Origin of the sequence: Lacibacter sediminis, from assembly GCF_014168535.1 — a bacterium.
GTDB classification, from domain to species: domain Bacteria; phylum Bacteroidota; class Bacteroidia; order Chitinophagales; family Chitinophagaceae; genus Lacibacter; species Lacibacter sediminis.
Map to the genome: position 1 here is coordinate 1,989,006 of NZ_CP060007.1, position 26,691 is coordinate 2,015,696.

Genomic DNA, 26,691 nt, shown 5'->3' on the forward strand with positions numbered 1-26,691 from the left:
ATTCAACTTCATGTGATCGACATTTAAGGGATTACGCATTCAAATGAAAGGAAGAAGAACATATTTCGCATTGATCTTAGCAACCTGTTTGCTATTGTGCGGTTGTACAACGGCGCAAACTCCATCAACTGAACTTGACGAGACGCTGAAAAATAAAAACGTGTTGATCGTTTACTTATCAAGAACAAAAAACACAAAAGCAGTAGCAGAGATCATACACAAACATACAGGCGGCACATTGGTGGAACTAGTATTAGAAAATCCTTATCCCGAAAATTACAAAGCAATTGTAGAACAGGTGGCAAATGAAAATGCGACAGGATTTTTGCCGGTATTGAAAACAAAGATTGACAGCATCGAGAAATACGATTTTGTATTCATCGGGTTTCCTACCTGGGGCATGCAATTGCCACCACCCATGAAAAGCTTCTTAAAGCAATATGATCTAGACGGAAAAATAATTATTCCTTTCAATACACATGCTGGCTATGGTGTGGGAAGTGGTTTTGAAACTTTAAAAAAAATCTGCAAGAAGTGCAAGGTGCTGGAAGGGTTTTCAACAAAAGGAGGAGTGGAGAGAGACGGAATTTTATTTGTAATGGATGGTGATAAGGAAAAACAAGTGCAAACCGAAAAAAGAAGTGGTTGCAAAGAATTGAATTAGTTAAAAAATAAATTAGCAAATGATGGAAGCAAATAATCGTCGCAGCTTTTTAAAAGCAGGTAGCTTATTAGGGGCATCGTTATTAGCAGCGCCTTTAGTTAATAAAGCTTCAGGCAAAGAAATAATTCTTGACATCAAACCTGAAAAAACGAAAGAACGAATTTTGGGTACCGGCAAACACAGTCTGAAAGTGAATTACGGTCTTGGGCTTGGTTGCATGGGCATGAGCTGGCACCGCACATTTATTCCAGACCGCAAGCCAATGATCGCCTTGATTCAGAAAGCATATGATATGGGCGTAAACTTTTTTGATACTGCAGAAGCTTATGGCCCATGGCGAAATGAAGAACTGGTGGGGGAGGCTATCCGGCCATTTCGTAAGAAAATTATTCTATGCAGCAAATTTGGTTTTAATATCCAAGATGGGAAACTGGCTGGCTTTAACAGTAAGCCGGCGCATATAAGAGAAGTGGTTGAGCAATCGTTGAAACGTTTGAAAACTGATTACATCGATTTGTTGTATCAACACCGTGTTGATCCCACTGTTCCAATTGAGGATGTTGCAGGTACAGTAAAAGATCTGATCAAACAAGGTAAGGTATTAAACTTTGGATTAAGTGAAGCTGATCCGGCTAACATACGCAAAGCACATGCAGTGCAACAAATTACGGCATTACAAACAGAGTACTCCTTAATTTCAAGAGACCCCGAAGGAGAAATTTTAAATACCTGTGAAGTGCTGGGTATAGGATTTGTTCCTTACAGTCCAATTGCCCGGGCATTGCTTACAGGTTACATCAATCCGCTTACAAAATACGTAGCGGACAATGACAATAGAGATACACTTCCACGCTATACACCTGACGCTGTTAAAGCCAACTGGCCTTTAATGGAAGCGATTGCAGATTTTGGAAATCAACGTGGGTTAACAGCTGCTCAGGTTTCATTATCGTGGTTGTTGGCACAAAAGCCATGGATTGTACCAATACCTGGTACAACGAAGCAGGCACATTTGCAGGAAAATCTTTGGTCGGCAAATTATGACTTTACTAAGGATGAACTAAAAACATTTACTGAAAAAATTGCCGGAATAAAAATTACAGGAGCAAGGAGCTAATTGCATAATAATTCCATACAGTCATTTTAAGAATATGAAAAAGATATTGATTATAGGGGCAGGTGGAAGTCTTGCTCAATATGTAATTGAAGCAGTAAAACAATTGCCAGATACATCACTTACATTGTTTGTAAGAAACAGGAACCGGCTTTCAAAAAATATTGTGGAAAGCTGTAGTGTTTTTGAAGGCGATGCTATGAATTTCACAGATGTAAAAAATGCAGTAAAAGGCCAAGATATTATTTATGTAAATCTTTCAGGCGATTTAGAAGCAATGGCAAAGAATATTGTAAAAGCCATGCAGGAAACAGGAGTAAAAAGAATTGTTGCCATCAGTTCCATTGGCATTTATGACACCCCGTTACGAAGTGTTTTAATACCATACAGGAAACTGGCAGATGTTATAGAAGCATCGGGTTTAGACTATACTATTTTGCGCCCCGATTGGTTTACGAATGGGAATGAAATTGACTACGCCCTTACACAAAAAGGCGAACCTGAAACGGGCAGTGCCGTTTCAAGAAAAAGTATAGCAGCCTTTATTTCTTCGCTTGTTGAAAACCCCTGGTTGCACAAAAAGGAGAATCTGGGAATTAGCAAACCATAACAAGCAGGTAATGCAGAAAAATCGTTTAGAGGCATTTTCAGATGGGGTACTGGCTATTATTATTACCATCATGGTAATGGAATTAAAAGTGCCACACAACCCCTCATGGCAAAGTTATATCGATGCATATCCTGTATTTGCAAGCTATGCACTCAGTTTTGTTTTTGTTGGTTTGTATTGGAGTAATCATCATCACCTGTTTCATGCCGCTTCCAAGGTTAACAATAAAATTCTTTGGTTGAATATGTTTGTGCTTTTTTGGGAATCGCTGATTCCATTTGTAACATCATCGATGGGTGAGAATCATTTTGCAAACATCACCGTAACAATGTATGCGTTAGTAATGACTGCAAGCACTATTGCTCACATGATTTTGGTAAACGGATTGTGCAGGCTTCATGGTGTCAACTCTGCATTTTCAAAAGCATACAAAGGACACTCAAAGAGTTATGTTACAATAGCTGTAAATCTTTCGGCAGCATTACTTGCATTGATGGGGTTTCCTAAACTTGCATTTTGTGTAATGGCAGTTATGGCAATAGCATGGTTTTTACCAAATCACCGTGTTCAAAGTTAATCACAATAAAAAAAGAATCATTATATGAATACAAAACAAGTTAAAGCATTCGGTACAACAGGAGCAGCCGAACCTTTGCACGAAATGAATATTAACCGTAGAATCGTTAAAGCGCATGATGTTGAAATGGAAATATTGTACTGTGGTATCTGTCATTCAGATCTGCATCAAATTAAAAATGATTTTGGCGGTACAATGTTTCCCATTGTTCCAGGCCATGAAATGGTAGGAAGGGTTATAGCTGTCGGAGCTCATGTTAAAAATTTTAAAGAGGGTGACCTTGCCGCAGTTGGTTGCATAGTGGAGAGTTGCGGACATTGCGAATATTGCAATGATGGTTTAGAACCTTTCTGTGAGGAAGGTGTAACGTACTCCTTTAACAGTCCGGATAAATTGTTAGGCGGCGCAACCTACGGAGGTTTTTCAAAAACATATGTTTGTGAAGAAAAGTATGTGTTGCATATGCCTGCATTTAACGATCTGGCAGCAGCAGCGCCATTACTTTGTGCGGGCATCACCGTTTATTCTCCGCTAAAACATTGGCAGGCTGGTCCGGGGAAAAAAGTAGGTATTTTAGGAATTGGAGGTTTAGGTCACTTAGCAATTAAAATTGCAAAAGCAATGGGCGCACATGTAACTGTGTTTACAACATCTGCATCGAAAGTTGAAGATGCAAAACGATTGGGTGCAGATGAATCTGTGTTATCTTCTGATGCAGAAAAAATGAGCCGCTTGAATCGTCAGTTACATTTTATCATTGACACTGTTTCTGCAAAACATGATGTGAATACTTATCTGAACTTATTGCGTCACGATGGAACAGTTGTTTTAGTAGGGTTGCCACCTGAACCATTAGAAATTGGCGCATTTAATGTGGTGATGGGTAGGAGAAGTTTTGCCGGCTCCAACATTGGGGGTATTGCTGAAACACAGGAAATGCTGGACTTCTGTTTTCAACACAACATCACAGCCGATAGTGAGGTCATCGCTATTCAGGAAGTAAACGAAGCATTTGAACGTTTAGAAAGAGGCGATGTGAAATACCGGTTTGTAATTGATATGGCCTCGCTGGCTAATTGATCGTAATCTTAAACTTCTAAATACAACTATATGAAATTAACGATGCTCGTTTTATGTTTTTTGTTTGCAACTACGCAATACAGCACTGCACAACAAACAAAACCAATTCTTACTGCTGCAGAGCAACAGCTAATTGATCTCTCGAAACAAAAATGGCAATGGATGTCAGATAAGAATGCAGATTCATTATCGCTTCTCTTTCATGAAAAATCCATGTTTATACACATGGGTGGAACCTGGGGAAAGCAACAGGAGATCAATGTGATCAAAAGCGGCGGCATCTGGTACAAGAAAGCAGAGGTGTATTCAGCATCAGTAAATATTATTGGCAATACAGCCATCCTGTTAAACGACATCGATTTGGTAGCGGTTGTTGGAGGAAATGAAGTGATCAATCCTTTTATGGTAACAGAAGTATATATCAAAGAAAACGGAAAATGGACGATGGGCTCGCTTACATTTTCAAAGTTGATGCGACCTGTTAAAATGACGGGCACTAACAAATAACCGACAGATTTAAATCAATATTTTAAAACTGTCAACTGTAGAAAATATATTATTGAATCAATAAAAAATAGCTGTATGAAAGGATCAATTGCGTTAATCTGTTTTTTACTCATCACATTTACGATGGGTTGCTCATCTCAAAAAAACAGTTCTTCTACTGCAGGTAATGCAAATTCTCAGCAGGAAGTACTCAATCTGTCAAAAGAGAAATGGCAGTGGATGGCAGATAAGAATGTAGATAAGCTGACTTCACTCTTTCATGATCAATCCAAATTTGTGCACATGAGTGGCACATGGAAAAAAGCCGAAGAACTGGAGATCATTAAAACAGGAAGCATCTGGTATAAAAAAGCAGATGTGCATGATGTTGCAGTTGAAATGGTAGATGATGTTGCCATAGTCTGGAGTCGTATTACACTCACAGCAGTAGTTCGTGGGGCAGATGTAGTAACTGAATTTACAGTTACCGAACTTTATAAAAAACAAAGTGGAAGCTGGAAACTATTGGCGTTAACGTTTAGCAGTGTACGGGATACGCATCAAATTAAGCATTAGAATTAATTGATCACAAAAGAAATTTGTATGCGCACAATTAATTCTTTCATAGTGCTGGTATTGGTTGCCTCATCTATTATAAAGGTGAGTGCTAAACCATTGGTGCATACAAATGAACACCTGGATAAGAAGCAGCAGAGCATTATTATCATTTCATCTCTTGCCTCAAAAGGAGACCTGGTACAATTACAGAAAGCTTTGCATGATGGGTTAGACGCCGGATTAACTATAAATCAAATCAAAGAGGTTATTGTTCATTTATATGCATACTGTGGATTTCCACGCAGCATAAGAGGGTTGCAGACTTTTATGGAAGTACTTCAACAACGAAAAGCGAAAGGAATTACTGATAAAACAGGAAACAATGCTTCACCCATCGCTAATGACAGCAACAAATACGAACGTGGGAAAAAGATTTTAGGTGAACTTACGAACACAAAACAACCTGATTCACTTAGCGGTTATTCTGCCTTTGCGCCGGTAATTGACACTTTTCTGAAAGAGCATTTGTTTGCAGATATTTTTGAACGGGATGTTTTAACCTATGCTCAACGGGAACTGGTAACCATTTCGGTACTCAGTACCATTGGAAATGCAGAACCCATGTTGAAATCGCATTTATCCATTTCTCTCAATGTGGGGTTATCTCCTCAACATTTACATGAATTCGTCAACATCATTTCAGTAACCATCGGTAAAAATGAGGGGGATACTGCAGGAAAAGTGTTGGAGGAAGTGTTGAAAAAGTAATAGTTGAGTTTTAAATTTTTTAGCAATGAAAAAAATCGCATCTATATTTTTAGTAACAATGTCAATGGTAGCTACAATTAAAATCAATGCACAATCTACTCAGCAAGTGAAACAGCAAAACGCTTTTACACTTGTGTACGATGCTGCAATTACAAAAAATGAAAAAGGAAAAGTAAATATTCATCCTGTTACATATAAACTGAACGGGATCGATATTGCTGCAAATATTTATACGCCTGCCAATTACGATTCGTTAAAAAAATACCCGGCAATAGTGGTAGCACATCCTAATGGCGGTATAAAAGAACAAACGGCTGGATTATATGGGCAACGTTTGGCGGAGGCTGGTTATATAACGATTGTAGCAGATGCTGCGTACCAGGGAGCAAGCGGCGGTACTCCACGTCATACAGATAAACCATCAAGCCGCATTGAAGATATTCATGGTATGGCTGATTTTATTTCGCAACACGCAGGCGTTGATGCAAACCGTTTAGGTGTTCTGGGTATTTGTGGAGGTGGTGGTTACACGTTAAAAGCAGCTCAGTCAGATAAACGGTTTAAAGCAGTAGCAACGCTGAGTATGTTCAATTCAGGTGAAGTAAGACGCAATGGCTTTCAGAATTCACAGATACATACTATCCAGGAGCGTTTAAAAAAAGCATCGGAGGCACGAGCACAGGAAGCTGCAGGTGGTGAAATAATGTATGCTGGTGTGGCAAGTGTTACCGATGAAGAGATAGCCCGGACCTCAACTGATCTTTATCGTGAAGGGTATGTGTATTATTACAGAACGCATGCACATCCCAACTCTACTTTTTTATACACGATGAGTAGTTTGCTTGATTTGATGACATGGGATGCCAGTACGAATATGGATTTAATTGATCAACCCTTATTAATGATGGCCGGCAGCAAAGCCGATACAAAATATATGACTGATGAAGCATTTAAAAAAGCAACCAATGCAAAAAGCAAAGAGTTGTTTTTAATTGATGGGGCAACTCATATACAAACCTACTGGAAGCCAGAGTATGTATCACAAGCCGTCAATAAATTGGTTCGTTTTTATCAATCCAATCTTTAACGTTTACAATATGAAACTTCATCTTAGTTATATACTGCCGCTATTCTTATTGCTATTGACAGCATGCAAGAACAAAGAGGAAATGAATCACTCAAAGAGCGAAAGCACACTTGTTTTTCCGAAAGGGGAAAAAATTACGAATGATAATTTTACGGGCAATGCCTATTTACAAATGCTTATTGCTGCCGACAGTCTTAATGCCATAGCAGTGGGTAATGTTACTTTCGAACCGGGTGCCAGGAGCAAATGGCATTTACATCCGGCAGGACAAATATTATTGGTAACTGATGGTGTAGGTTATTACCAGGAAAAAGGTCAACCTAAAAAAATACTCCGCAAAGGAGATGCTGTAAAATGTCCGCCTGATGTTCCGCATTGGCACGGAGCAAGTGCCGACAGTGCTTTTGTTCAACTTGCCATCACCGGGAGAGAAAAAGGTGAAACAGTTTGGTTGCAGCCCGTAACCGAAGAGGAGTATCACAGTAACAACAAGTGAGAAATCCTTCAATCAATCTCCGTTAATCTTCCCAAATCACGCATTCATATAATTGTGGTGCTTTTCTGCTATCATGTTTTGAAGAATGGCTAACTTTCCCAAAAGTATTCCATTATGGCAGCTATCAATTTGAACGTAAATGGTAAAACGCTATCGGTTGATGTAGATCCTGCAACACCATTGTTATGGGTGCTGAGAGATCATTTAAATCTTGTGGGCACAAAATTCGGTTGTGGCATGGCACAATGTGGCGCATGCACGGTTCATTTAAACGGCAGCGCTGTGCGTTCCTGTTCAATACCAGTTTCATCTGTAAAAAATAATGCAATTGTTACCATTGAAGGGTTGAGCGAAAAAGGCGATCATCCACTGCAACAGGCATGGGAAGAATTGGATGTGTCGCAATGTGGTTATTGTCAAGCCGGCCAGATCATGAGTGCGGCAGCATTGTTGAAACGAAATCCAAAACCAACAGATGTGGATATTGATAATGCGATGTCGGGAAATATCTGCAGATGCGGAACACATGTCCGTATCAGACAGGCAATTCATTTAGCAGCCAAACAACCAAGCAAAAAATAATTATGGCAACAACACATTCAAGAAGAAACTTTCTGAAAGTATCTGCTTTATCAGGTGGTGGTATGCTCATCAGTTTCAGTTTACTCAACCTGCCGGCAGAAGCAAAAGCATTGGAAGAAATGATCTTTACTCCCAATGCTTATATCAAAATTGCTGCCGATGGCTCCATTATTTTGTTAGCTCCCAATCCGGAAATTGGACAAGGTGTAAAAACATCATTGCCCATGATCGTTGCAGAAGAGCTGGGTGTTGATTGGAAAAAAATCAAAGTTGAACTTGCGCCATTAGACAGCAGAATGGGCAGACAAACTGCCGGTGGCAGCGGATCAGTGAGAGGCCGATTTACCGAGTTACGTACAGTTGGTGCAACGGCACGTGAAATGTTGATTGCCGCAGCCGCACAACAATGGAATGTTCCTGCAACGGAATGTACTGTTGAAAACGGAGAAGTCATTCATAAAGCAAGTGGAAAGAAATTGAGTTTTGGTTCACTTGCATCTGCTGCAGCGAAACTGGAAGTGCCGGCTAAACCAACATTAAAAGATCCGAAAGAATTTAAACTCATCGGCACAAGAGTAAAAGATGTAGATGCACATAAAATTGTAACGGGCCAACCATTATTTGGAATTGATACAAGAAGAGAAGGAATGTTGTTTGCAATGGTAAGCAGACCGCCTGCCTATGGAAAAACATTGGGTGAAGTAAACGATGCAGCTGCATTGAAAATTGAAGGCGTAAAAAAAGTTGTGAAGATCAAAAACGCCGTTGCTGTTTTGGCAACTTCAACATGGGCGGCTAAAAAAGGAAGAGATGCATTGGTGATCCAATGGAATGCAAGTGAAAAACTGGAAAACAGTGCCGAACATTTCGCAACATTCAAATCACTGCTCGACAAACCTGCGCCAACTGCACCTGCCAGAAATGACGGAGATGTTGATGCTGCAAAACAGGGTGCCGTTAAAGTACTCGATGTAACCTATGAAATACCAACACTGTCGCATGGACAAATGGAGCCGCTTAACTTTTATGCGAATGTGAAAGATGGTAAAGTAGAATTGTTTGGTCCTACACAGGTGCCGGGTGCAGTAAGAACGGAAGTGTCAAAACTATTAGGAATAGCTGAAGAAAATATAACCATTTCATCACCTCGTCAGGGTGGTGGTTTTGGAAGAAAGTTAATGACCGATAATGGTGTTGAAGCAGCATTGATCTCTGCTGCTGCACAATGTCCGGTACAAGTACAATGGACTCGTGAAGATGATATGCAGAATGATTTTTATCGTCCGGCAGAAATGTGGCGTTATCGTGCAGCATTATCAGCTGACAATTTATTGTCATGGCATCAATCAGGTGTTGGCATTGGTAGAGGTGTACGTGGCGACAGTTACGTTGCAGGAGCCATTGCAAACTATCGTGCCGAAGGACAAGGCTATACAAGCAATACACCAACCGGTTGGTGGAGAGCACCGGGTGCAAACACGCTTGCATACGTTGCCGAAAGTTTTATGGATGAAGTATGCACTGCGTTGAAAAAAGATCCGATAGCATTTCGTTTGGAGTTGTTGAAAAGAGCAAAAGAGCAAACCGTTGGAAAAATCAATTACGATCCGGAGAAATACAAAAGTGTAATTGATTTGGTGGCGAAGATGAGTAAGTGGGGTTCAAAAACACCCGGTGTGTTCAGAGGTTTCTCTACCTGGTTTTCGTTTGGATCTTATGTGGCGCAGGTAGTAGACGTACAAATGGTAAATGGACAACCGAAAGTAAAGAAAGTGTATTGTGCAGTCAACTGTGGTCGTGTAATTAATCTGAGCGGTGCAGAGAACCAGGTACAAGGTTCCATTGTGGATGGTATCAGTCATGCCATGTTCCCGAAAGTGACATTTGTAAATGGAGCTGTGGCTGAAACAAACTTTCACATGTATAAATTCCTACGTATGAAAGATGCGCCAACAGATGTAGAGGTGCAATTTGTTGAATCGGATGAAGCGCCTACCGGTTTAGGTGAACCGGCTTTGCCGCCGATAGCAGCAGCTCTTGCAAACGCCATTTTTGCAGCTACCGGAAAACGATTACGCAAGTTGCCTTTTGCTGAACAGTTGGCATAATCGGGTTCGTTTCGTTGCAATAGTTCTGTTCTCGGGCCTGCCTCCTAATTACTAAACTATCTCAATCTGTAATTATGGTAGGTAAATCCGTAATCTGTATACCAATAAAACAGAAAAAATAAAGCAATTTTAATGCGTGTGTACAATCGGCATTTTTTCAACCTTGTTTTAAAATCTGGTTAAACTGTTTGGTTGCACATTCAACGATCAATTTTTCAAAAACGAACATAAAAACAGGTTGCCTGTTATTCTTACATTGAAAACAACCTGCAAAAAACTCACTAACTTTCATAAAAGTATTCCGCTATGCCAGTAATCAGTTTGAACGTAAACGGTAAAACAGTTTCAATTGATGTTGATCCTGCAACGCCTGTACTATGGGTGTTGAGAGAACATTTAAATTTAGTTGGCACCAAATACGGATGCGGCGTTGCCCAATGCGGTGCCTGCACAATTATGCTTGATAATGTTGCGGTGCGTTCTTGTTCATTGCCTGTTTCAGCCGTGTCAAAACGATCAATCACAACCATTGAAGGTTTGAGTGAGAATGGAGATCATCCGGTGCAGAAAGCATGGATTGAACAGGATGTGGCACAATGTGGTTATTGCCAAACCGGGCAGATCATGACTGCTGCTGCATTGTTGAAAAGCAATCCCAATCCAACCGATGCACAAATTGAAGCGTCTATGAGTGGTAATATTTGCAGGTGTGGTACTTATCTGCGTATCAAGGAAGCAATTAAAACAGCAGCGAAGCAAAACTAAACTACGTTGAGCCCTGGTTTTTATTAAAATTATTTAATCTGCCTTTCGATGAAATACATTCTGGCTTTTTTGCTTTTCTCATACAGCAATGTTTCTGCTCAGTCAAAAGACATGATGATTCGTATATCCGAAATTGAGATCGATTCAAATTATCTGAATGAATATAATACAATTCTAAAAGAAGAATCAAGGGCATCCGTTCAATTAGAATCCGGCGTTATTGCTATTTATCCAATGTATCAAAAAGCGAATCCAACGCAGATCCGGATTTTAGAGATCTATGCAAACCGTGAAGCTTATGAAGCACATTTAAAAACACCCCATTTTCAGAAATACAAAACAACCACGTTGAAAATGGTAAAGTCGTTGAAACTAATAGACATGAATAATATCGATTCAGAAACGATGGTTGATATCTTTCGTAAAATAAAACAATAGCAGTTCTACCGTACTGAATTCATCATTTTTAAAGTCATTCAAAATGGAAAAGTTCAAAACCGATAATAGCAGAAGAGCATTTTTAAAATCATCTTTCCTTGCAGGTGGTGGATTGATGATCAGTTTCAGTGGATTGGCAGAGTTCAGTCTGGAGAATAAAATAAATCCGGCCGATCTGCCTGCTGAATGGCATGAGCTCACAGGTTATATCAAAATCACTTCCGATAACATCATCAAAATATTCAACCCCAATCCTGAGTTTGGACAAAATGTGATGACATCACTTCCGATGATTGTTGCGGAAGAGTTAGATGTAGATTGGAAAAAAGTACAAGTGGAAATGGGGCCGCACGACAATGTGAAACTTGGGCCACAATTTACAGGCGGCAGTAATTCCGTTCGCATGTATTGGAAACCATTGCGTGATGCAGGTGCAGCTGCACGCAGTATGTTGTTAACGGCAGCAGCTCAAACATGGAATGTTCCGGTAGAAGAACTTACAACGAAAGCTGGCATGATCCATCATGAAAAATCAGGTAAGTCAGGAACTTATGGTGAGTTTGCATCGAAAGCTGCAGGTATTCCTATTCCAAAAGATATCAAGCTGAAAGATGTAAAGAATTTTACTGTCGTAAGAAACTCACAGAAGAATGTTGAAGGACAGAAAATTGTAACCGGCAAACCATTGTTTGGATTAGACTATACACAGGAAGGAACATTGATTGCGATGATTCATCACCCTCCTGCATTTGGTATGAAAGTAAAATCGTTTGATGCAAGTGAAACATTGAAAATGCCCGGCATCAAAGATGTGTTTACGTTGAAGTTGTATGAAGATGGATACGAACAGGCTGGTTTCGATACACGTACATTCAACGATTTGCTGGTGGTAGTTGGTAAAACAACATGGGAAGTGATGAATGCACGCAAGAAATTAAAAGTAACCTGGGAACCGAAAGGAGATACAAAAGATTATATGGCAGGCAGGGGCGGAAAGAGAGAAGTAGTTGTGCCGGGTGCATTGGAAAGCACAGCAACACATCTTGCAAAAATGAAAGAGTATGCAAGTAAGCCTGCACAACTGTTACGTAAAGATGGTGATCCTGAAACAGCATTTAAAAATGCAGCGAAGGTGATTGAGCGAACTTACAACGCACCATTTCTGGCACACAATTGTATGGAGCCAATGAATTGCTTTGCACATGTTACAGATGAGAAAGCATTGATCGTTGGGCCACACCAGGCTGCCGGTTGGATTGAACCGACTTTATCAAAAGCATTGAACATGCCTGCAGATAAAATCGAAATTCAGATCACACGTATGGGTGGTGGTTTTGGTTTACGGGCATACGGGCATACGTTTACAGAAGCCGCACTTATTTCCAAAAAAGTAAAAGCGCCAGTGAAACTGGTGTACAGCAGGGAAGATGATATGACCTATGGTATTTATCGCCCGATGTACACTGCTACCTACCGTGCAGCATTTGATGCCAATAAAAACCTACTTGCGTTTCATGTAAAAGGTGGTGGTATTCCGGAACATCCTGTCCATGCAAACAGGTTTCCAGCAGGAGCAGTTGATAACTATTTAGCAGAGAGTTGGGAAATACCTTCCAATATTACCATTGGTGCGTTTCGTGCGCCACGTTCTAATTTCAATGCAGCTGCTGAACAATCATTCTTGGATGAAGTTGCTGAATACGTTGGGAAAGACCCCATTGAATTTCGATTGGAATTATTGAAGCGGGCGAAAGAAAATCCGGTTGGAAAAAATAATGAATACGATGCAGACCGATATGCGGGTGTATTGAAACTGGTGAAAGAAAAATCGGGATGGGGCAGTGCAGAGAACAAACAATACAGTCGTGGTGTGGCTGCTTATTTCTGTCACAACTCGTATGCAGCACATGTAGTTGACGTTATAAAGAAAGATGGACAGCCATTTGTTGAACGTGTTACAAGTGCAGTTGATTGCGGTATTGTGATCAATCCGGATGCTGCCGCTAATATGGTACAGGGATGTGTGGTGGATGGCATTGGTAATGCATTGTATGGTGAACTGACTTTTAAAGATGGTGTTCCGGAGAAAAATAATTTCACCCGTTACCGAATGATCCGCCATCGGGAAGCACCAAAGAAGATCGATGTGCATTTTGTACAGAATGACATTAATCCAACAGGTTTAGGTGAACCACCTTTCCCGCCAATCTTTGCAGCAGTAGCCAATGCATTATATAAAAGTGAAAAGAAGCGATTTTACAATCAGCCTTTTTCAACTGAACTTCAAAAGAAATCATAAGTGGGTTTGATAGACTTAAATAAAATGTGAGCGGAATATGAAATTGATACTTGTAACTTTTGTACTGTCAACATTAGCAATAACCTTGCTTTCGTTTAATCAGACTTTTGATTTAAAAGCGAGTGTGCAACGTGGTAAAACAGTTTATGAAACGAATTGTATGTCTTGCCATATGCCCGAAGGAACCGGACTTGAAGGTGCGTTTCCTCCTTTAGCCAAATCAAAAAATCTGGCTGATAAAAATCGCCTGATCAAAGTAATCCTTCAAGGAATGAGAGGTCCGGTGAAAGTGAATGGAGTTGATTATAATAGTGAAATGGCAGGTATCAGTCTCACCAATGCACAGGCTGCCGATGTTGCAAATTATATCCGTAATTCATGGGGCAATAAATATCCTGCTGTTTTGCCGAAAGATATTCAGCCGGGTTTAAAAGCAGTTTCAAAAGGATATCAGAAATATTAAGGGGAAATTTGTAAAACACAAATTTGTTTCATTATTGCATGACGAAAGAGATCAATGAAATAATTGCAGCATATAAAAAAGCAACGCAGAAAGGAATGAAGACTGCGTTGGCAACGGTTGTATATGTAGAAGGATCTTCATACAGAAGGCCCGGTGCACGCATGCTCGTGGAAGAAGATGGACGGATGACCGGAGTCATCAGCGGAGGATGCCTGGAAGGAGATGCATTACGAAAAGCACTGCTGGCCATTCATCAAGATCAAAACAAACTCGTTACCTACAACTCGATGGATGAAGAAGATGTTGAGTTTGGTGTACAGCTCGGCTGTAATGGTATTGTACATATTTTATTTGAGCCGATTGATGCGGCGGATGAAAATAATCCCATTGAATTGTTGGAGCGTTCGCAGTTGTACAGAAGAGAAACAGTTTTAGTGACATTGTTTTCATTACACAATTTTCATGGTCATCAACCAGGTACTTGTTTTTTTCTTGATCAAGAAAGTTCGTACAGCAAATTAGATGAAGCCGGATTAAAAGCCTTAGTGCATGAAGATGCATCTACAGTGTTGAATGCAGGTTCATCATTCATCAAAGAATACAGTGCGTTTGAATTGACTGCCTTTGTTGAATTGCTGCAGCCCTCCATTTCATTGATCATTGTTGGTGCAGGCAATGACGCATTTCCTTTAGTTGAAATGACGAAGGTGTTGGGTTGGCAGATAACAGTTGCAGACGGACGATCAACACATGCGAATGCACAACGTTTTCCTGACGTACATCAACTGCTTACAGGAAAACCGGAGGAGATATTCAAACAACTTGCCATTGATGAATGGACAGTGTTTTTGTTGATGACACACAATTACAAGTATGATTTGGCCATGATGAAACTGTTGTTGCAAATCAACTGCAGATACATAGGAACACTCGGGCCAAAGAAACGGCTTGAACGCATGTTTGATGAATTAAAAGATGAAGGTATTACTGTAACAGACGAACAACGTGCAACAATCCATGGGCCGATTGGATTGGACATCGGTGCAGAAACTGCCGAAGAAATTGCCTTGTCTGTACTGGCAGAAATAAAAGCGGTATTTGCTGAACGTACAGGCGGTTTTTTGAAAAACCGTTCGGTCAGTATTCACACCCGAAATGAATTGGAATTACAGAAATTAAGCAGCAATGGCAGATGAGCACATGCATACAAATAAAACAGGCGTCATTATACTCGCTGCAGGCGCATCTTCACGGTTAGGTTCTCCCAAACAATTATTGGCATATTCAGGCGCTACGCTATTGCAACATTCCATTGACGCAGCTCAATCATCTGATGCTTCTTCAGTTCTTGTTGTTTTAGGTGCCAATGCTGATCTCATTAAATCTGAAATCGGCCACACAGCTGCTAACGTTGTTGTAAATCCTGAATGGAAAGAAGGAATGGCTTCTACCATTCGATGCGGTTTACAAACTTTGGTTGAAATGCATCCGGAAACAGAAGCTTTAATTTTCATGGTAGCCGATCAGCCATTTGTAACAGCGGCGCTATTAAATAATTTGATGGAGTTGAACAGAAATGAACAGCGCAGCATTGTTGCAAGTAAATATGGAAGTACTTTTGGAACACCTGTGCTATTTACCAAACGTTTCTTTCCGGAACTGATGGAGTTAACAGGTGATGTGGGAGCAAAGAGCCTGGTTCGAAAATATATGGACGAAGCTACTTTTGTTTCCTTTCCGAAAGGAGAGATTGATATTGATACGGTGGAAGACTATAAAAATCTTTCGGAAGAATAATTGAAAGTACGCCTCGTCTGATGTCCTCGTCTGACGGAAAATTCAGCAAACAATGATTACTGTAACAGAAGCAAAACATATTATTTCAAATAACGTAACAGCATTAAAACCTGTTACGCTTCCGTTATTGCAGGCAAGAGGAAAAGTATTATCAACAGATGTGTTTGCTACAGTTGATATTCCTGCGTTTCCGCAATCGGCTATGGATGGTTATGCATTTGCATATGATGATCTGCAGAAAGAATTAGTTATTGAAGGAGAGATGGCAGCAGGAAGTTCTTCCACAATTGAACTTACAACAGGCAAAGCCATCCGCATTTTCACGGGAGCACCTGTGCCTGCCGGAGCAGATACAGTGGTAATGCAGGAGAAAGTAAAAGCAGAGAATGGCATCTTAATTATTGAAGATGATAAATTGCAACGCAACAGCAATGTTCGTCCGGTAGGTTCTGAAATAAAAGCAGGGGAACTGGCTTTACCGAAAGGAAGTGTATTAACTGCGGCAGCTATTGGTTTTTTAGCAGGCATTGGTGTTACAAAAGTTGAAGTTATACCAGATCCTGTCATCAGCATTCTGCTTACTGGTAACGAATTGCAGCAGCCGGGCAATCCTTTATCGTACGGACAAGTGTACGAATCTAATTCATATAGTTTAACAGCAGCATTGCAGTCGCTGCATCTTCCTGTTCATCGTGTATACAAAGTAGAAGACAATCCGGAGGTGCTTACTGCAACATTGCAACAGGCATTAGATGAAAGTGATCTTGTATTATTAACCGGTGGTGTAAGTGTGGGTGATTATGATTTTGTATTGCAGGCTGCTGAAAAATGTGGCGTAACAAAACAGTTTCACAAAATAAAACAGCGTCCGGGTAAACCGTTATTCTTTGGCACAAAAGATGAAAAGCTTGTGTTTGGTTTGCCGGGCAATCCATCATCGGTAATTACTTGTTTTTATGAATATGTAACAGAAGCACTGGCACTTCAAACAAAACGCCCTTTGCAACTGAAGGCTGTGCAAACGATACTGGCAAAGGATTGCATTAAACCAATAGGGCTTTCCCATTTTCAAAAGGCATATTACGATGGAGAGAAAGTATTGCCCTTAACAGCACAGGAATCGTACAAATTAAATTCATTTGCAACAGCCAATTGTTTGCTGATGTTGGAAGGAGAGAAGGAAGCATACAAAACAAACGATCCCGTCACCATTCATCTTTTACCAGTTTAAGAGCGATGGACTTCATTTATTTTTTTTATATTCTATTGTTTCTTGTTGCATTTCTTTATGCATCAGTCGGCCATGGTGGAGCCAGTGGTTACCTTGCATTGATGGCCATCTTCAGCATTGCGCCCGATGTAATGAAACCAACAGCGTTACTGTTGAATTTATTTGTATCGCTTACATCTTTCATACAGTTTTATCGTGGTGGTTATTTCCGGATGAAATTATTTCTGCCCTTTGCATTGGCTTCTGTGCCGTTTGCATTTTTAGGCGGATTGATTTCAATAGATGCTTCAGTATATAAACAGATTTTGGGTTGGCTGTTATTATTGCCGGTGATCCGTTTCATTTTCTTCAGTGATATACAGGTGAAAGAGCAACAGCATTATTCGTTACTGCTTGCAATCGGCATTGGAGCAGTTATTGGTTTCTTGTCAGGATTGATCGGTATTGGTGGTGGTATTATTTTGTCGCCAGTATTGTTACTGCTGCGTTGGGCCGACATGAAACAAACAGCCGCCATCAGCGCCTTGTTCATTTTTGTGAATTCGTTATCAGGCTTAGCAGGACAATTGACAAAAGGTATTCAGTTTACAACCGATATGTATCTCTATGTGATCATTGCGTTTGCAGGCGGGCTCGCAGGAGCATATATTGGTGCAGCTAGGTTAAAACAGGGCATGTTGAAGTATATGCTGGCTATAGTATTATTAATTGCTGCCGTAAAACTATTGGTAACCTGAGTTGGGTTATTTTTGCTCCTTAATACAACAATGATGCGTGTGGAGGTTTTGTTTTTTGGAAAACTGGTTGACATTGCAGGTACTTCGCTTGTACTGAATAATATAATATCAACTGATGAACTGTTGGAACAACTGCGTTTGCAGTTTCCTGCACTTGCAGCAGAAAAATTTATAATGGCGGTTAATAAGAAAACCATCTCAGCTAATACTCCTTTAACTGATAATTGCACGGTTGTTTTATTGCCACCATTCTCCGGCGGATAAATATGAACAACGACCAACTATATGAACGTTACCAACGCCAACTGATCCTGAAAGGATTTGGTGCCGAAGCACAACAGAAATTGTTGTCTTCTTCCGTATTGGTGATTGGTGCAGGTGGATTGGGTTGCCCGGTGTTGCAGTATCTTGTTGCAGCCGGTGTTGGCAGTATTGGTATTGTAGATGATGATGTAGTTGCTCTTTCGAATTTGCACAGGCAGGTGTTGTACAATGTGCAAATGATCGGCCGGTCAAAAGTTGAATGTGCAGTTGAAGTACTACAACAGTCAAATCCTCAAGTAAAGTTTACCGTTTACAACGAACGATTCACAAACAAAAATGCAACTGCTATTCTTTCTGCGTTCGATGTAGTAGTTGATGGCTCTGATAATTTCGCTACACGTTATTTGGTGAACGATGCCTGTGTGTTACTGAACAAGCCATTGGTATATGGTGCCATTTCACAATACGAAGGACAGGTAGCTGTGTTCAATGCAGAACAGAATAACGAACGCACAGCGAATTACCGAGATATTTTTCCTCATCCACCAAAAGAGGGAGAAGTTTTAAACTGTGCAGAGGCCGGCGTGTTGGGCGTATTGCCCGGCATCATTGGCAGTATGATGGCGAATGAAACCATTAAGCTCATTACAGGAACAGGTGTGCTATTGGCGAACAAGCTGTTTACTTATAACACACTTAACAATCAAACCTATGAACTGGAGTTGAGCAAACAGGCAGATACAGCTTCACTCATTCCTGCTAGTATTCAAGCATTAGAACAAACCGATTATGAATGGCTGTGCAGCAACTCAGCTACTGTAAACGAAATTGATGTCGCTGTATTTAATGAGATGGTCGTAGAAGGAAAAGCGGCAATTGTTGATGTGCGGGAAAAAGATGAATTACCTGTTGTAACCGAGTTCAGTCACATGCAGATTTCTTTAAGCCAGCTGCAACAACATACAGCATGGCTTACAGAAGATACGATTGTTGTATTTTGTATGTCAGGGAAACGAAGTGCACAGGCAGCAAAGCAATTGAATGATCTTTTTGGTGCATCAAAAAAGATCTATAGTTTAAAAGGCGGTATTCAGCAATGGATACAGCAACAAAAACAAACTGTATAATGGAACGTAAACCCAAGAATATATTTAATCAGGGAGCAATTTCTCCTGCGTTTATTGCAGATAGTATTGCCAAGCACAGTTCAAAAACGAATATCGGCGGGCATAGTATTTTCTTAGGACAGGTGAGGGCTGATTTGATCGATGAAAAGAAAGTGGTAGCGATCGAATACACTACCTACGAAGAACTGGCCTTAGAAAAAATGCATATCATTCGTGAAGAGATATTTGCAAAGTATGAACTGACCTGTATGCATGTGTACCATAGTTTAGGTGCTGTTGCTTCAGGAGAAATTTGTTTGTTTGTGTTTACTTCATCTGCCCATCGTCGTGCAGCAATTGATGCCTGCAACGAAGTAGTAGAACGCATCAAAACAGAATTGCCGGTTTGGGGCAAGGAATTATTCGAAGACGAAACACATCAATGGAAAGTAAATCAATAAGCAATGGTCGACATTACGCATAAATCAACAACCTTACGTGAAGCAATCGCATCAGCAACACTCACCGTTTCCAAACAGGAAACCATAGATGCAATTCAAAACAAAATAATTCCCAAAGGTGATGTGTTTGAATTTTCCCGTGCAGCGGGATTATTAGCGATCAAAAAAACAAGTGATGTAATCCCAGATTGTCATCCGTTGCCTGTTGAGTTTGCATCAATTAAACATGAAATAGATGGATTAAGCATCCGCATTTTTGTTGAGGTACATACCATTTATAAAACAGGAGTGGAAGTGGAGGCAATGCATGGTGCAGCCATCACTGCATTAACAATGTACGATATGCTGAAGCCTTTGGATAAAGGTGTGGAGATTTCTTCCATCAAATTAGAAAGTAAGAAAGGAGGGAAAACAGATTTCAAAGATGAACTTAAGGATAGCATTCGCACAGCGGTGGTTGTTTGTTCCGATTCCGTAGCAGCAGGTACAAAAGAAGACAGCAGCGGAAAAGCCATCCTGCAAAAATTAGAACAGCATCAACTCAAAACATCCGTTTATGAAATCATTCCCGATGAGTTTGATGTAATTCAATCAAAAGCAAAGCAATACAGCAACGAAGGATTCAATTTAATTCTATTCACCGGCGGTACCGGACTTTCGCCAAGAGATATTACACCGGAAGCTATTCAACCATTACTCGATCGGGAAATACCCGGTATGATGGAAGCTGCACGAAATTATGGGCAGCAACGTACACCATATGCCATGCTATCAAGAGGTGTGGCAGGTTTCATCGGCAATTCATTGGTTATTACATTGCCCGGTTCTACAAAAGGTGCAGAAGAAACAATGGATGCATTGTTTCCTTATGTGTTACATTTATTTCGTGTAGCGAAGGGGATGCGGCACGATTAAAGATGACAATCTTCTGATTATAAAAGAACCGCTTCTTTGGCTTCTTTCACATTTACAATAAGGTTTTTCAACTGATGCAAATCTGGTGAGGTTTTATGACCGGATTCGGTCATTTGCCGCAAATTCTTATTGGCGGAAATTGCAAATAATTGGTATCGTCAAATCTTTGAATCCGATTTCGAATTCTCTAATTTGAGTAATCCATCAAATTGTGTCCACGTGTGTTCAATGGTAAACTTTATCAGGTTTTCGGTATGTATCATCTTTACATGCCTGCTCACTTCTCAAGCTAAAAGTCAAAGTAAAATTCAAGGCAGGCTACAGGCGCAGGAACAAAAACTTGTAGATATCAGCGGGGCCTCAATACTGCTGTTAAAAGCTTCGGATTCTGTTCTGGTAAAAGGAACGGTTAGTAACTCGTCGGGTAAGTTTTCATTCGACAATATTCAAAAAGGAAAATATCTGCTTCATTGCAGTCATACCGGCTACACAGAAATGTATATCGATCTGTCTGATCTTTCAAAAGATACTGATCTTGGAGTGATCACACTTAAACCTGTAGCTGAAAACCTGGGAACAGTTGTTGTAACAGGCAAGCGCCCAATGTTTGAACAGAAGATCGACCGGATGTTAATCAACGTAAAGAATAGCGCAACGAGTGCAGGCGGAACTGTATTGGATGTGTTAGAAAAATCGCCCGGTGTAATTGTGAATCGTGGCACAGGTGCGGTTTCATTAAATGGAAAGGACGGCGTGATGGTGATGATCAATGGAAAGCTCAGCTATATTCCGCAGGAAGCGATCCTGCAAATGTTAAATGGAATTAATTCATCGAATGTTGAACGTATCGAAATTATTACAGTGCCGCCTGCAAAGTATGATGCAGGTGGTAATGCCGGTTATATCAATATCGTTTTATTAAGTAATCCTGACGAAGGGTTCAATGGTTCGTATACACTCAGCATGGGAGTTTACAAAGGAAATTTTCCAACAGCTAGTGTGAACTTTAATTACAGGAAGAAGCAGGTGAATTTTTATGGTGGATATACTTTTTCAAAAGATGAGCAATTGCAACGCTTTGAAAATTTCAGAAAAATAACGTCTGCTAACAGCACAAAGGAAAGCAAAATGATCAGTGAACGGGATCCTTTTCAACGAAATCATAATGCACGCTTGGGTGTTGATTATAATATTGGAAAGAAGACAATACTTGGCGCACTTGTTTCCGGTTACGATAATAAATGGTCGATGACGGCAAAGAATACGGCTGTTTATTCAACTAACTCTTCTGTCGACACATCAGTAGTGATCGATAATTCAGAAATCAATAACTGGAAAAACCTGATGGGTAATATTAATCTGCAGCACAATGTGAAAGCTGGTGTGGAGTTTACGATCAATGCAGATTATCTCTATTATTATAACCGCAACCCGACAGATTATTTCAATCAATATTATAATGGAAGTGGAAGTTTTCTTGGAGATGAAAAGACGACCAGCGGAAAAACCACGATCATCAAGTTGTTTGTAGCACAATTTGATTATTCAAAAAAGTTTAATGAAAGCATAGCTATTCAATGGGGTGTAAAAGGGGTGTCGTCAAGGTTTACAAATGATGTGTTGGTGGCAAAGCTTGTGCAAAATACATGGGAGCCTGACGGTCGGTTTACTGCTAACTATTTTTTAAAGGAGAGTATTGGTGCAGCCTATGTTTCGATGGATAAGCGTATCAATGCCAAAACTGAAATGAAAGCCGGTCTGCGATATGAATACACCGAATCGAATCTTGGTAGTGAAACCAAACCGAATATTGTTGATCGAAAGTATGGCAACCTGTTTCCTACATTTTATATTAATCACCGGATGAATGAAAACAACTCGATCAACTTCAGTTATAACCGACGCATCAACAGGCCAACATTTAATCAATTGGCACCGTTTCTTATCTTCTTTGATCCAAAGACATTTATATCCGGTAGTCCGGCCGTGCAACCGTCTTTTACAGATGCTGTAAAAGTTGATTATACGTTAAAGAAAGTGCTTTTCTCTGTAAGCTATTCTTATGAGAAGAATTCAATTGCACGTTTTCTTGCTGAAACAAATCCTGTTGATAACAGCCAGATCATTACTGCACAGAATTTGAATTACATGAATTTGTTTTTTGTTTCTGTAAGCTTCCCTTTGAAGATTACAAAGTGGTGGAATTCGCAACTGAATGTATCGGGCAACAGGAGTGAAATTGCGGCGATCATTAATAAGCAAAAGGCCGGATTTTCACAGGTGTTTGTAAACATCAGCGGATCGCAACAATTCACCTTACCCAAACAATTTTCTGTTGAACTTTCAGGTTTTTTTCAATCCAAATCATTTGTATTTGGCGCCGATGTTGTAAAGCCATATGGCCTCATGAATATTGCTCTGCAGAAGAAATGGAAAGATAATAGCCAATCGCTTGTGCTTGGAGTTGATAATGTATTCAACAGCTTCAGGTTCCGAACATCGCTTGCAGTGCCAGGTCAGAATATTGAAAGCAGGGGTGATTATTTATTTACCCAGCGTTGGTATAAGATCAGTTGGACACAGCGTTTCGGTAATAAAGTATTAAAGGATAAGCGTAGCCGTAATACCGCTTCTGATGAAGAACGAAAACGGGTTGATTGATCAACGTATAAAAACGGACTCTGCTTTATTCATTGCATCAGTTAGCCAATTAGGGTTTATGAGTGCAAGATCAGCAGGAAGTTGATCAGTTGAAAAGAATTTTAACTCCTGTGTTTCATTGTTTGAAAAATCTTCTGCTATCTCTTCCGTAAGTTTTGCTTCAAAGTAAGAAGTAACATATTGAACTGTTCTGTCATGATACGTATAAGTTTGAGAGGCAGGTGAGGAATAAACCCCAATAAAGCGTATGATGTTTGCAGCACTGTTCGTTTCTTCTTCTATTTCACGTAACAAGGCCTGTTCAATTGTTTCACCAAATTCCACATGACCTGATATAATGCACCATTGATTGACATCTTTTCTTTTCTGCAGGAGTATTTCACCTTTCTCATTAAAAATGGCTGCTGCAACTGCCGGTAGTATTTGCGTATTCATCATTACTTGTTTAAGGCTAAGATACAAATGAGTCTTTAGCTTGGCTGCAGCGGCCATATTACAACGTTGTCGTAAGGATAATTGTCGTTTTAACTAATAAAAAACGCCGTTGGGTATAAGCGCTTTTTTTAGGTGAAAGCCTTGCCCAGCAACAGTTCTGGTAAATCAATTTGCATTTGGCATCATAAAAACAGGCGCATCTTGATTTGATGGCTAAACACAGGTTCAATAATTTTACATCATCAAATCAGCGATCAGGAAGTTGAAAAGCAATAACCCGAAGATTTGAAAGCTCTACAACCAGATATTTAGAACTCTTTTTTTATATGGCAAGCAATCGTTAACGGTCACCTGTTTCTACAGATGACCTTTTTCTTTTTTAGCACTTTCCATTCAACTATTCCTCATTTTTCTTTATGGTGATTCAGCAAAGCTGGTCACGCTTTTGCAGGTGAATTCATTGAAGAATAAGATATGTTTGCAAAACGATCTGTTCAGAAATCGGATCATTTGGAAAGTAAAACATGAACTGGAAATATATCGCTGCCGGCGTATTCTTTGCATTGTTGTGGTCATCGGCAGCAACTGCTACAAAAATATCATTGCAATCGGCACAACCATTTGTGATAGCTGTTGCCCGATTCTTCATTGGAGGAGTGGGTATGTTGGTTTTTGCACATCTTATCTGGCGTAAACGTTTCCCAAAAAAGAAAGAGTGGTTATTTATTACAGTTTATGGTTTACTCAACATCAGTTTATACCTGGGCTTGTATGTAGTGGCTATGCAGGAAGTTTCGGCGGGCTTGGGAAGTATGGCTGTAGCTGTGAACCCTGTGCTCATCAGTATTCTTTCTGCTGCTTTGTTCGATCATAAGATGGGAACAAAACATTGGTTGAGTTTGTTGCTTTGCAGCGCCGGTGTAGTGGTGGCAGCCTGGCCCTTGTTACAAAACAGTTTTGCAACAGTAAATGGCATACTCATTATGCTGGTAAGTATGCTGGCTTATTCAGCTGGTGCAATTTATTTTGCCCGTGCAAAGTGGAGCGATCTGCATATTCTTACCATCAACGGATGGCAAACTTTGATCGGCGGTGTGTTGCTCATTCCTGTATTGCTGTTTACTTATAAAAGCGAATTCAATCATTTCGATTTCCATTTCTACAGTGGTGTATTGTGGCTGGCTATTCCTGTATCAATTGCAGCTGTGCAATTATGGTTATGGCTACTGAAACGAAATGCAGTAACAGCATCTTACTGGTTATTCCTTTGTCCGGTGTTCGGATTTATCATTGCTGCTGTTAGCCTGAACGAGCCAATTACACTGTTTACCGTTGCCGGTGTATTACTCGTAACTGCAGGGCTGTATATGGTACAAAAGAATATTGCTGCAAAAAGGAAGAATTGACAATTTCGTTTTCCCCGCCCCGGCCCGCCACTAAAGCTCAATGACCAATCTTTAAATTTTCAGCAATAATAGCGGTAATCCTTCCAGTTTAATCTTCAAAAGTGACCAATCCTGAGTCAGGTAGCTCAATGTCATGGTAGGTAAGCTCGGCAAAATAGGAGCCAAATAACCCAAAGGAGCCAAATAATTTTAGGATGACAGGTAATGTTAATAAAATTTAAAAAAACTTCTATCATTTTTTTAAGAAGTTTGAAAAGTTTATTTACTTTAGTCCTGCTGTTTAAAATGATTGCCATCCATGCTGCTAAAGAATAACCGTTATAAAAGACAGATTCAAAAGCATCTCTATTTTGAGAAAGAGCTTTCCTGTGCTGATTTGAGTCTTTTAACCGATAAAAGCCTTCCGCTTACAACACGTGTATTGAACGAGTTAATCGAGGATGGATTGGTTGTAGAGTCTGGTTACGCTCATTCTACAGGTGGTCGTCGGCCTTTGGTTTATTCCCTTAAGGCTGATGTGCTTTACATAGTTTCTGTGGCGATGGATCAGTTGGTTACACGCATTGCTATTTTGGATATGCAGAATAATTATGTGCTGGAGCCTCTGCGTATTGAACTTCCATTAAGCAATAATCCCGATGCGTTATCACAACTCACGCAACATATTAACAGCTACATACTTTCTTCAGGCATCTCTAAGCAAACTATTGCCGGTATCGGCATTGGTATGCCTGGTTTTATAGATGTAACAAAAGGTATCAATCATTCATTTCTTAAAACAGAAAGCGGAAGCAGCATTGTTAGTATTGTTGAAGGAGCGGTTGGCGTACCTGTATTTATAGATAATGATTCCAGTTTAATTGCCTTAGCAGAATTGAAATTTGGAGCAGCCCGCAATAAGCAAACCGTAATGGTGGTAAATGTAGGCTGGGGTATTGGTTTGGGTATGATCGTAAAAGGTGAATTGTTTCGGGGTAATAATGGTTTTGCCGGTGAATTCAGTCATATCCCTCTTTTCACGAATAATAAAATGTGTTCATGTGGTAAAAGCGGTTGCTTAGAAACGGAATCATCTTTATTTATTGTTACAGAAAAAGCAATCGAAGGTTTAAAGCATGGAAAAGTATCGATGCTGAAAAACTTAACGCTGGAGCATGCAGAAGATTCTTCTAAGGAAATCATGGAGGCTGCTATCAAAGGTGATAAGTATGCAATTGAGTTATTGTCGGAGGCTGGTTATAATATTGGCCGTGGTATTGCTATTCTAATTCATTTACTCAACCCCGAGTTAATTATATTAAGCGGACGTGGATCCGTTGGTGGAAAAATCTGGTTGGCACCTATACAACAAGCAATCAATGAACATTGTATTCCCAAAATTGCGGAGAATACACACCTTGAAATTTCGTCACTTGGTTTTCGTGCAGAATTAATTGGAGCAGCTGCGTTAGTGATGGATCACTTTGACGCACTAGACAGGCGAAAGAACAAAAGTTTGGGCAGCCAGGTGGAGCTATAATATTATTCTTTACTTACTTCCATTATTTACATCAGTCTCTTATTCTTTAACCAAAAAACAAACT

At 40.1% G+C, this 26,691-nt stretch carries 28 protein-coding genes; 27 read left to right on the forward strand and 1 reads right to left on the reverse strand.

The features are described from left to right. Positions 1-43: 43 nt before the first annotated feature. The 25 genes from H4075_RS08540 (at position 44) to H4075_RS08660 (ending at position 23,267) form a co-directional block, all read left to right on the forward strand. Positions 44-664 (forward strand): flavodoxin family protein, encoded by a 621-nt coding sequence (locus tag H4075_RS08540; RefSeq protein ID WP_182805929.1) that lies wholly within the window; start codon positions 44-46, stop codon positions 662-664. Between the two features lie 19 nt (positions 665-683). Next, positions 684-1,781, forward strand: coding sequence for an aldo/keto reductase (locus H4075_RS08545; RefSeq protein WP_220494906.1), 1,098 nt, complete (start codon positions 684-686; stop codon positions 1,779-1,781). Between the two features lie 34 nt (positions 1,782-1,815). After that, positions 1,816-2,388: an NAD(P)H-binding protein gene (locus tag H4075_RS08550; protein WP_182805931.1), complete on the forward strand. Its 573-nt coding sequence runs from the start codon at positions 1,816-1,818 to the stop codon at positions 2,386-2,388. A gap of 10 nt (positions 2,389-2,398) precedes the next feature. Beyond that, positions 2,399-2,965: a TMEM175 family protein gene (locus H4075_RS08555; protein ID WP_182805933.1), complete on the forward strand. Its 567-nt coding sequence runs from the start codon at positions 2,399-2,401 to the stop codon at positions 2,963-2,965. 24 nt (positions 2,966-2,989) lie between these two features. Beyond that, a complete protein-coding gene (locus H4075_RS08560; RefSeq protein WP_182805935.1) occupies positions 2,990-4,045 on the forward strand; it encodes an NAD(P)-dependent alcohol dehydrogenase in 1,056 nt (351 codons plus the stop codon). 30 nt (positions 4,046-4,075) lie between these two features. Continuing rightward, positions 4,076-4,552: a nuclear transport factor 2 family protein gene (locus tag H4075_RS08565; RefSeq protein WP_182805937.1), complete on the forward strand. Its 477-nt coding sequence runs from the start codon at positions 4,076-4,078 to the stop codon at positions 4,550-4,552. Between the two features lie 75 nt (positions 4,553-4,627). Further along, positions 4,628-5,107 (forward strand): nuclear transport factor 2 family protein, encoded by a 480-nt coding sequence (locus tag H4075_RS08570; protein WP_182805938.1) that lies wholly within the window; start codon positions 4,628-4,630, stop codon positions 5,105-5,107. Between the two features lie 27 nt (positions 5,108-5,134). Then, a complete protein-coding gene (locus H4075_RS08575; protein ID WP_182805941.1) occupies positions 5,135-5,857 on the forward strand; it encodes a carboxymuconolactone decarboxylase family protein in 723 nt (240 codons plus the stop codon). Positions 5,858-5,882: 25 nt separating this feature from the next. Further along, positions 5,883-6,944: an alpha/beta hydrolase gene (locus H4075_RS08580; protein WP_182805943.1), complete on the forward strand. Its 1,062-nt coding sequence runs from the start codon at positions 5,883-5,885 to the stop codon at positions 6,942-6,944. Between the two features lie 82 nt (positions 6,945-7,026). Further along, positions 7,027-7,440: a cupin domain-containing protein gene (locus H4075_RS08585; RefSeq protein WP_220494908.1), complete on the forward strand. Its 414-nt coding sequence runs from the start codon at positions 7,027-7,029 to the stop codon at positions 7,438-7,440. A 114-nt stretch (positions 7,441-7,554) separates the two neighbouring features. Then, entirely contained in the window at positions 7,555-8,022 is a 468-nt protein-coding gene (locus H4075_RS08590; RefSeq protein ID WP_182805946.1) for a (2Fe-2S)-binding protein, read from the forward strand. A gap of 2 nt (positions 8,023-8,024) precedes the next feature. Further along, positions 8,025-10,130 (forward strand): xanthine dehydrogenase family protein molybdopterin-binding subunit, encoded by a 2,106-nt coding sequence (locus H4075_RS08595; RefSeq protein WP_182805948.1) that lies wholly within the window; start codon positions 8,025-8,027, stop codon positions 10,128-10,130. A 306-nt stretch (positions 10,131-10,436) separates the two neighbouring features. After that, entirely contained in the window at positions 10,437-10,895 is a 459-nt protein-coding gene (locus H4075_RS08600; RefSeq protein ID WP_182805950.1) for a (2Fe-2S)-binding protein, read from the forward strand. Between the two features lie 48 nt (positions 10,896-10,943). Continuing rightward, positions 10,944-11,333: a putative quinol monooxygenase gene (locus H4075_RS08605; protein WP_255460408.1), complete on the forward strand. Its 390-nt coding sequence runs from the start codon at positions 10,944-10,946 to the stop codon at positions 11,331-11,333. Between the two features lie 43 nt (positions 11,334-11,376). Then, complete coding sequence (locus tag H4075_RS08610) at positions 11,377-13,632, forward strand: xanthine dehydrogenase family protein molybdopterin-binding subunit (RefSeq protein WP_182805951.1); 2,256 nt, start codon at positions 11,377-11,379, stop codon at positions 13,630-13,632. A gap of 37 nt (positions 13,633-13,669) precedes the next feature. Continuing rightward, entirely contained in the window at positions 13,670-14,095 is a 426-nt protein-coding gene (locus H4075_RS08615; protein WP_182805953.1) for a c-type cytochrome, read from the forward strand. 38 nt (positions 14,096-14,133) lie between these two features. Continuing rightward, a complete protein-coding gene (locus H4075_RS08620; RefSeq protein ID WP_182805955.1) occupies positions 14,134-15,291 on the forward strand; it encodes an XdhC family protein in 1,158 nt (385 codons plus the stop codon). Beyond that, a complete protein-coding gene (locus tag H4075_RS08625; RefSeq protein ID WP_220494910.1) occupies positions 15,281-15,892 on the forward strand; it encodes a nucleotidyltransferase family protein in 612 nt (203 codons plus the stop codon). The genes H4075_RS08620 and H4075_RS08625 overlap by 11 nt, the downstream gene beginning before the upstream one ends. A gap of 52 nt (positions 15,893-15,944) precedes the next feature. Next, on the forward strand, positions 15,945-17,123 hold the full coding sequence (locus H4075_RS08630; protein WP_182805957.1) for a molybdopterin molybdotransferase MoeA: 1,179 nt from the start codon (positions 15,945-15,947) through the stop codon (positions 17,121-17,123). A gap of 5 nt (positions 17,124-17,128) precedes the next feature. Continuing rightward, on the forward strand, positions 17,129-17,860 hold the full coding sequence (locus H4075_RS08635) for a sulfite exporter TauE/SafE family protein (protein WP_182805959.1): 732 nt from the start codon (positions 17,129-17,131) through the stop codon (positions 17,858-17,860). A gap of 12 nt (positions 17,861-17,872) precedes the next feature. Continuing rightward, complete coding sequence (locus tag H4075_RS08640) at positions 17,873-18,124, forward strand: MoaD/ThiS family protein (RefSeq protein ID WP_182805961.1); 252 nt, start codon at positions 17,873-17,875, stop codon at positions 18,122-18,124. A gap of 2 nt (positions 18,125-18,126) precedes the next feature. After that, positions 18,127-19,251: a HesA/MoeB/ThiF family protein gene (moeB, locus tag H4075_RS08645; protein WP_182805963.1), complete on the forward strand. Its 1,125-nt coding sequence runs from the start codon at positions 18,127-18,129 to the stop codon at positions 19,249-19,251. Further along, positions 19,251-19,691, forward strand: a complete 441-nt coding sequence (locus H4075_RS08650) for a molybdenum cofactor biosynthesis protein MoaE (RefSeq protein ID WP_182805965.1) — start codon at positions 19,251-19,253, stop codon at positions 19,689-19,691. Before moeB ends, H4075_RS08650 begins: the two co-directional genes overlap by 1 nt. Positions 19,692-19,694: 3 nt before the next feature. Further along, positions 19,695-20,606 carry a bifunctional molybdenum cofactor biosynthesis protein MoaC/MoaB gene (gene moaCB / locus H4075_RS08655; RefSeq protein ID WP_182805967.1) on the forward strand — a complete coding sequence of 304 codons (912 nt, stop codon included), beginning with the start codon at positions 19,695-19,697 and terminating at the stop codon, positions 20,604-20,606. A gap of 228 nt (positions 20,607-20,834) precedes the next feature. Continuing rightward, on the forward strand, positions 20,835-23,267 hold the full coding sequence (locus H4075_RS08660; protein ID WP_182805969.1) for an outer membrane beta-barrel family protein: 2,433 nt from the start codon (positions 20,835-20,837) through the stop codon (positions 23,265-23,267). Here the strand turns inward: H4075_RS08660 and H4075_RS08665 are convergent, their stop codons facing one another. Further along, positions 23,268-23,705: an NUDIX domain-containing protein gene (locus H4075_RS08665; protein ID WP_220494912.1), complete on the reverse strand. Its 438-nt coding sequence runs from the start codon at positions 23,703-23,705 to the stop codon at positions 23,268-23,270. Between the two features lie 521 nt (positions 23,706-24,226). Here H4075_RS08665 and H4075_RS08670 point away from each other — a divergent pair. Together H4075_RS08670 and H4075_RS08675 are read left to right on the forward strand one after the other, a co-directional pair. After that, on the forward strand, positions 24,227-25,108 hold the full coding sequence (locus tag H4075_RS08670) for a DMT family transporter (protein WP_182805970.1): 882 nt from the start codon (positions 24,227-24,229) through the stop codon (positions 25,106-25,108). Positions 25,109-25,406: 298 nt separating this feature from the next. After that, positions 25,407-26,627: an ROK family protein gene (locus H4075_RS08675; protein WP_182805972.1), complete on the forward strand. Its 1,221-nt coding sequence runs from the start codon at positions 25,407-25,409 to the stop codon at positions 26,625-26,627. The last annotated feature ends 64 nt before the right edge of the window (positions 26,628-26,691 follow it).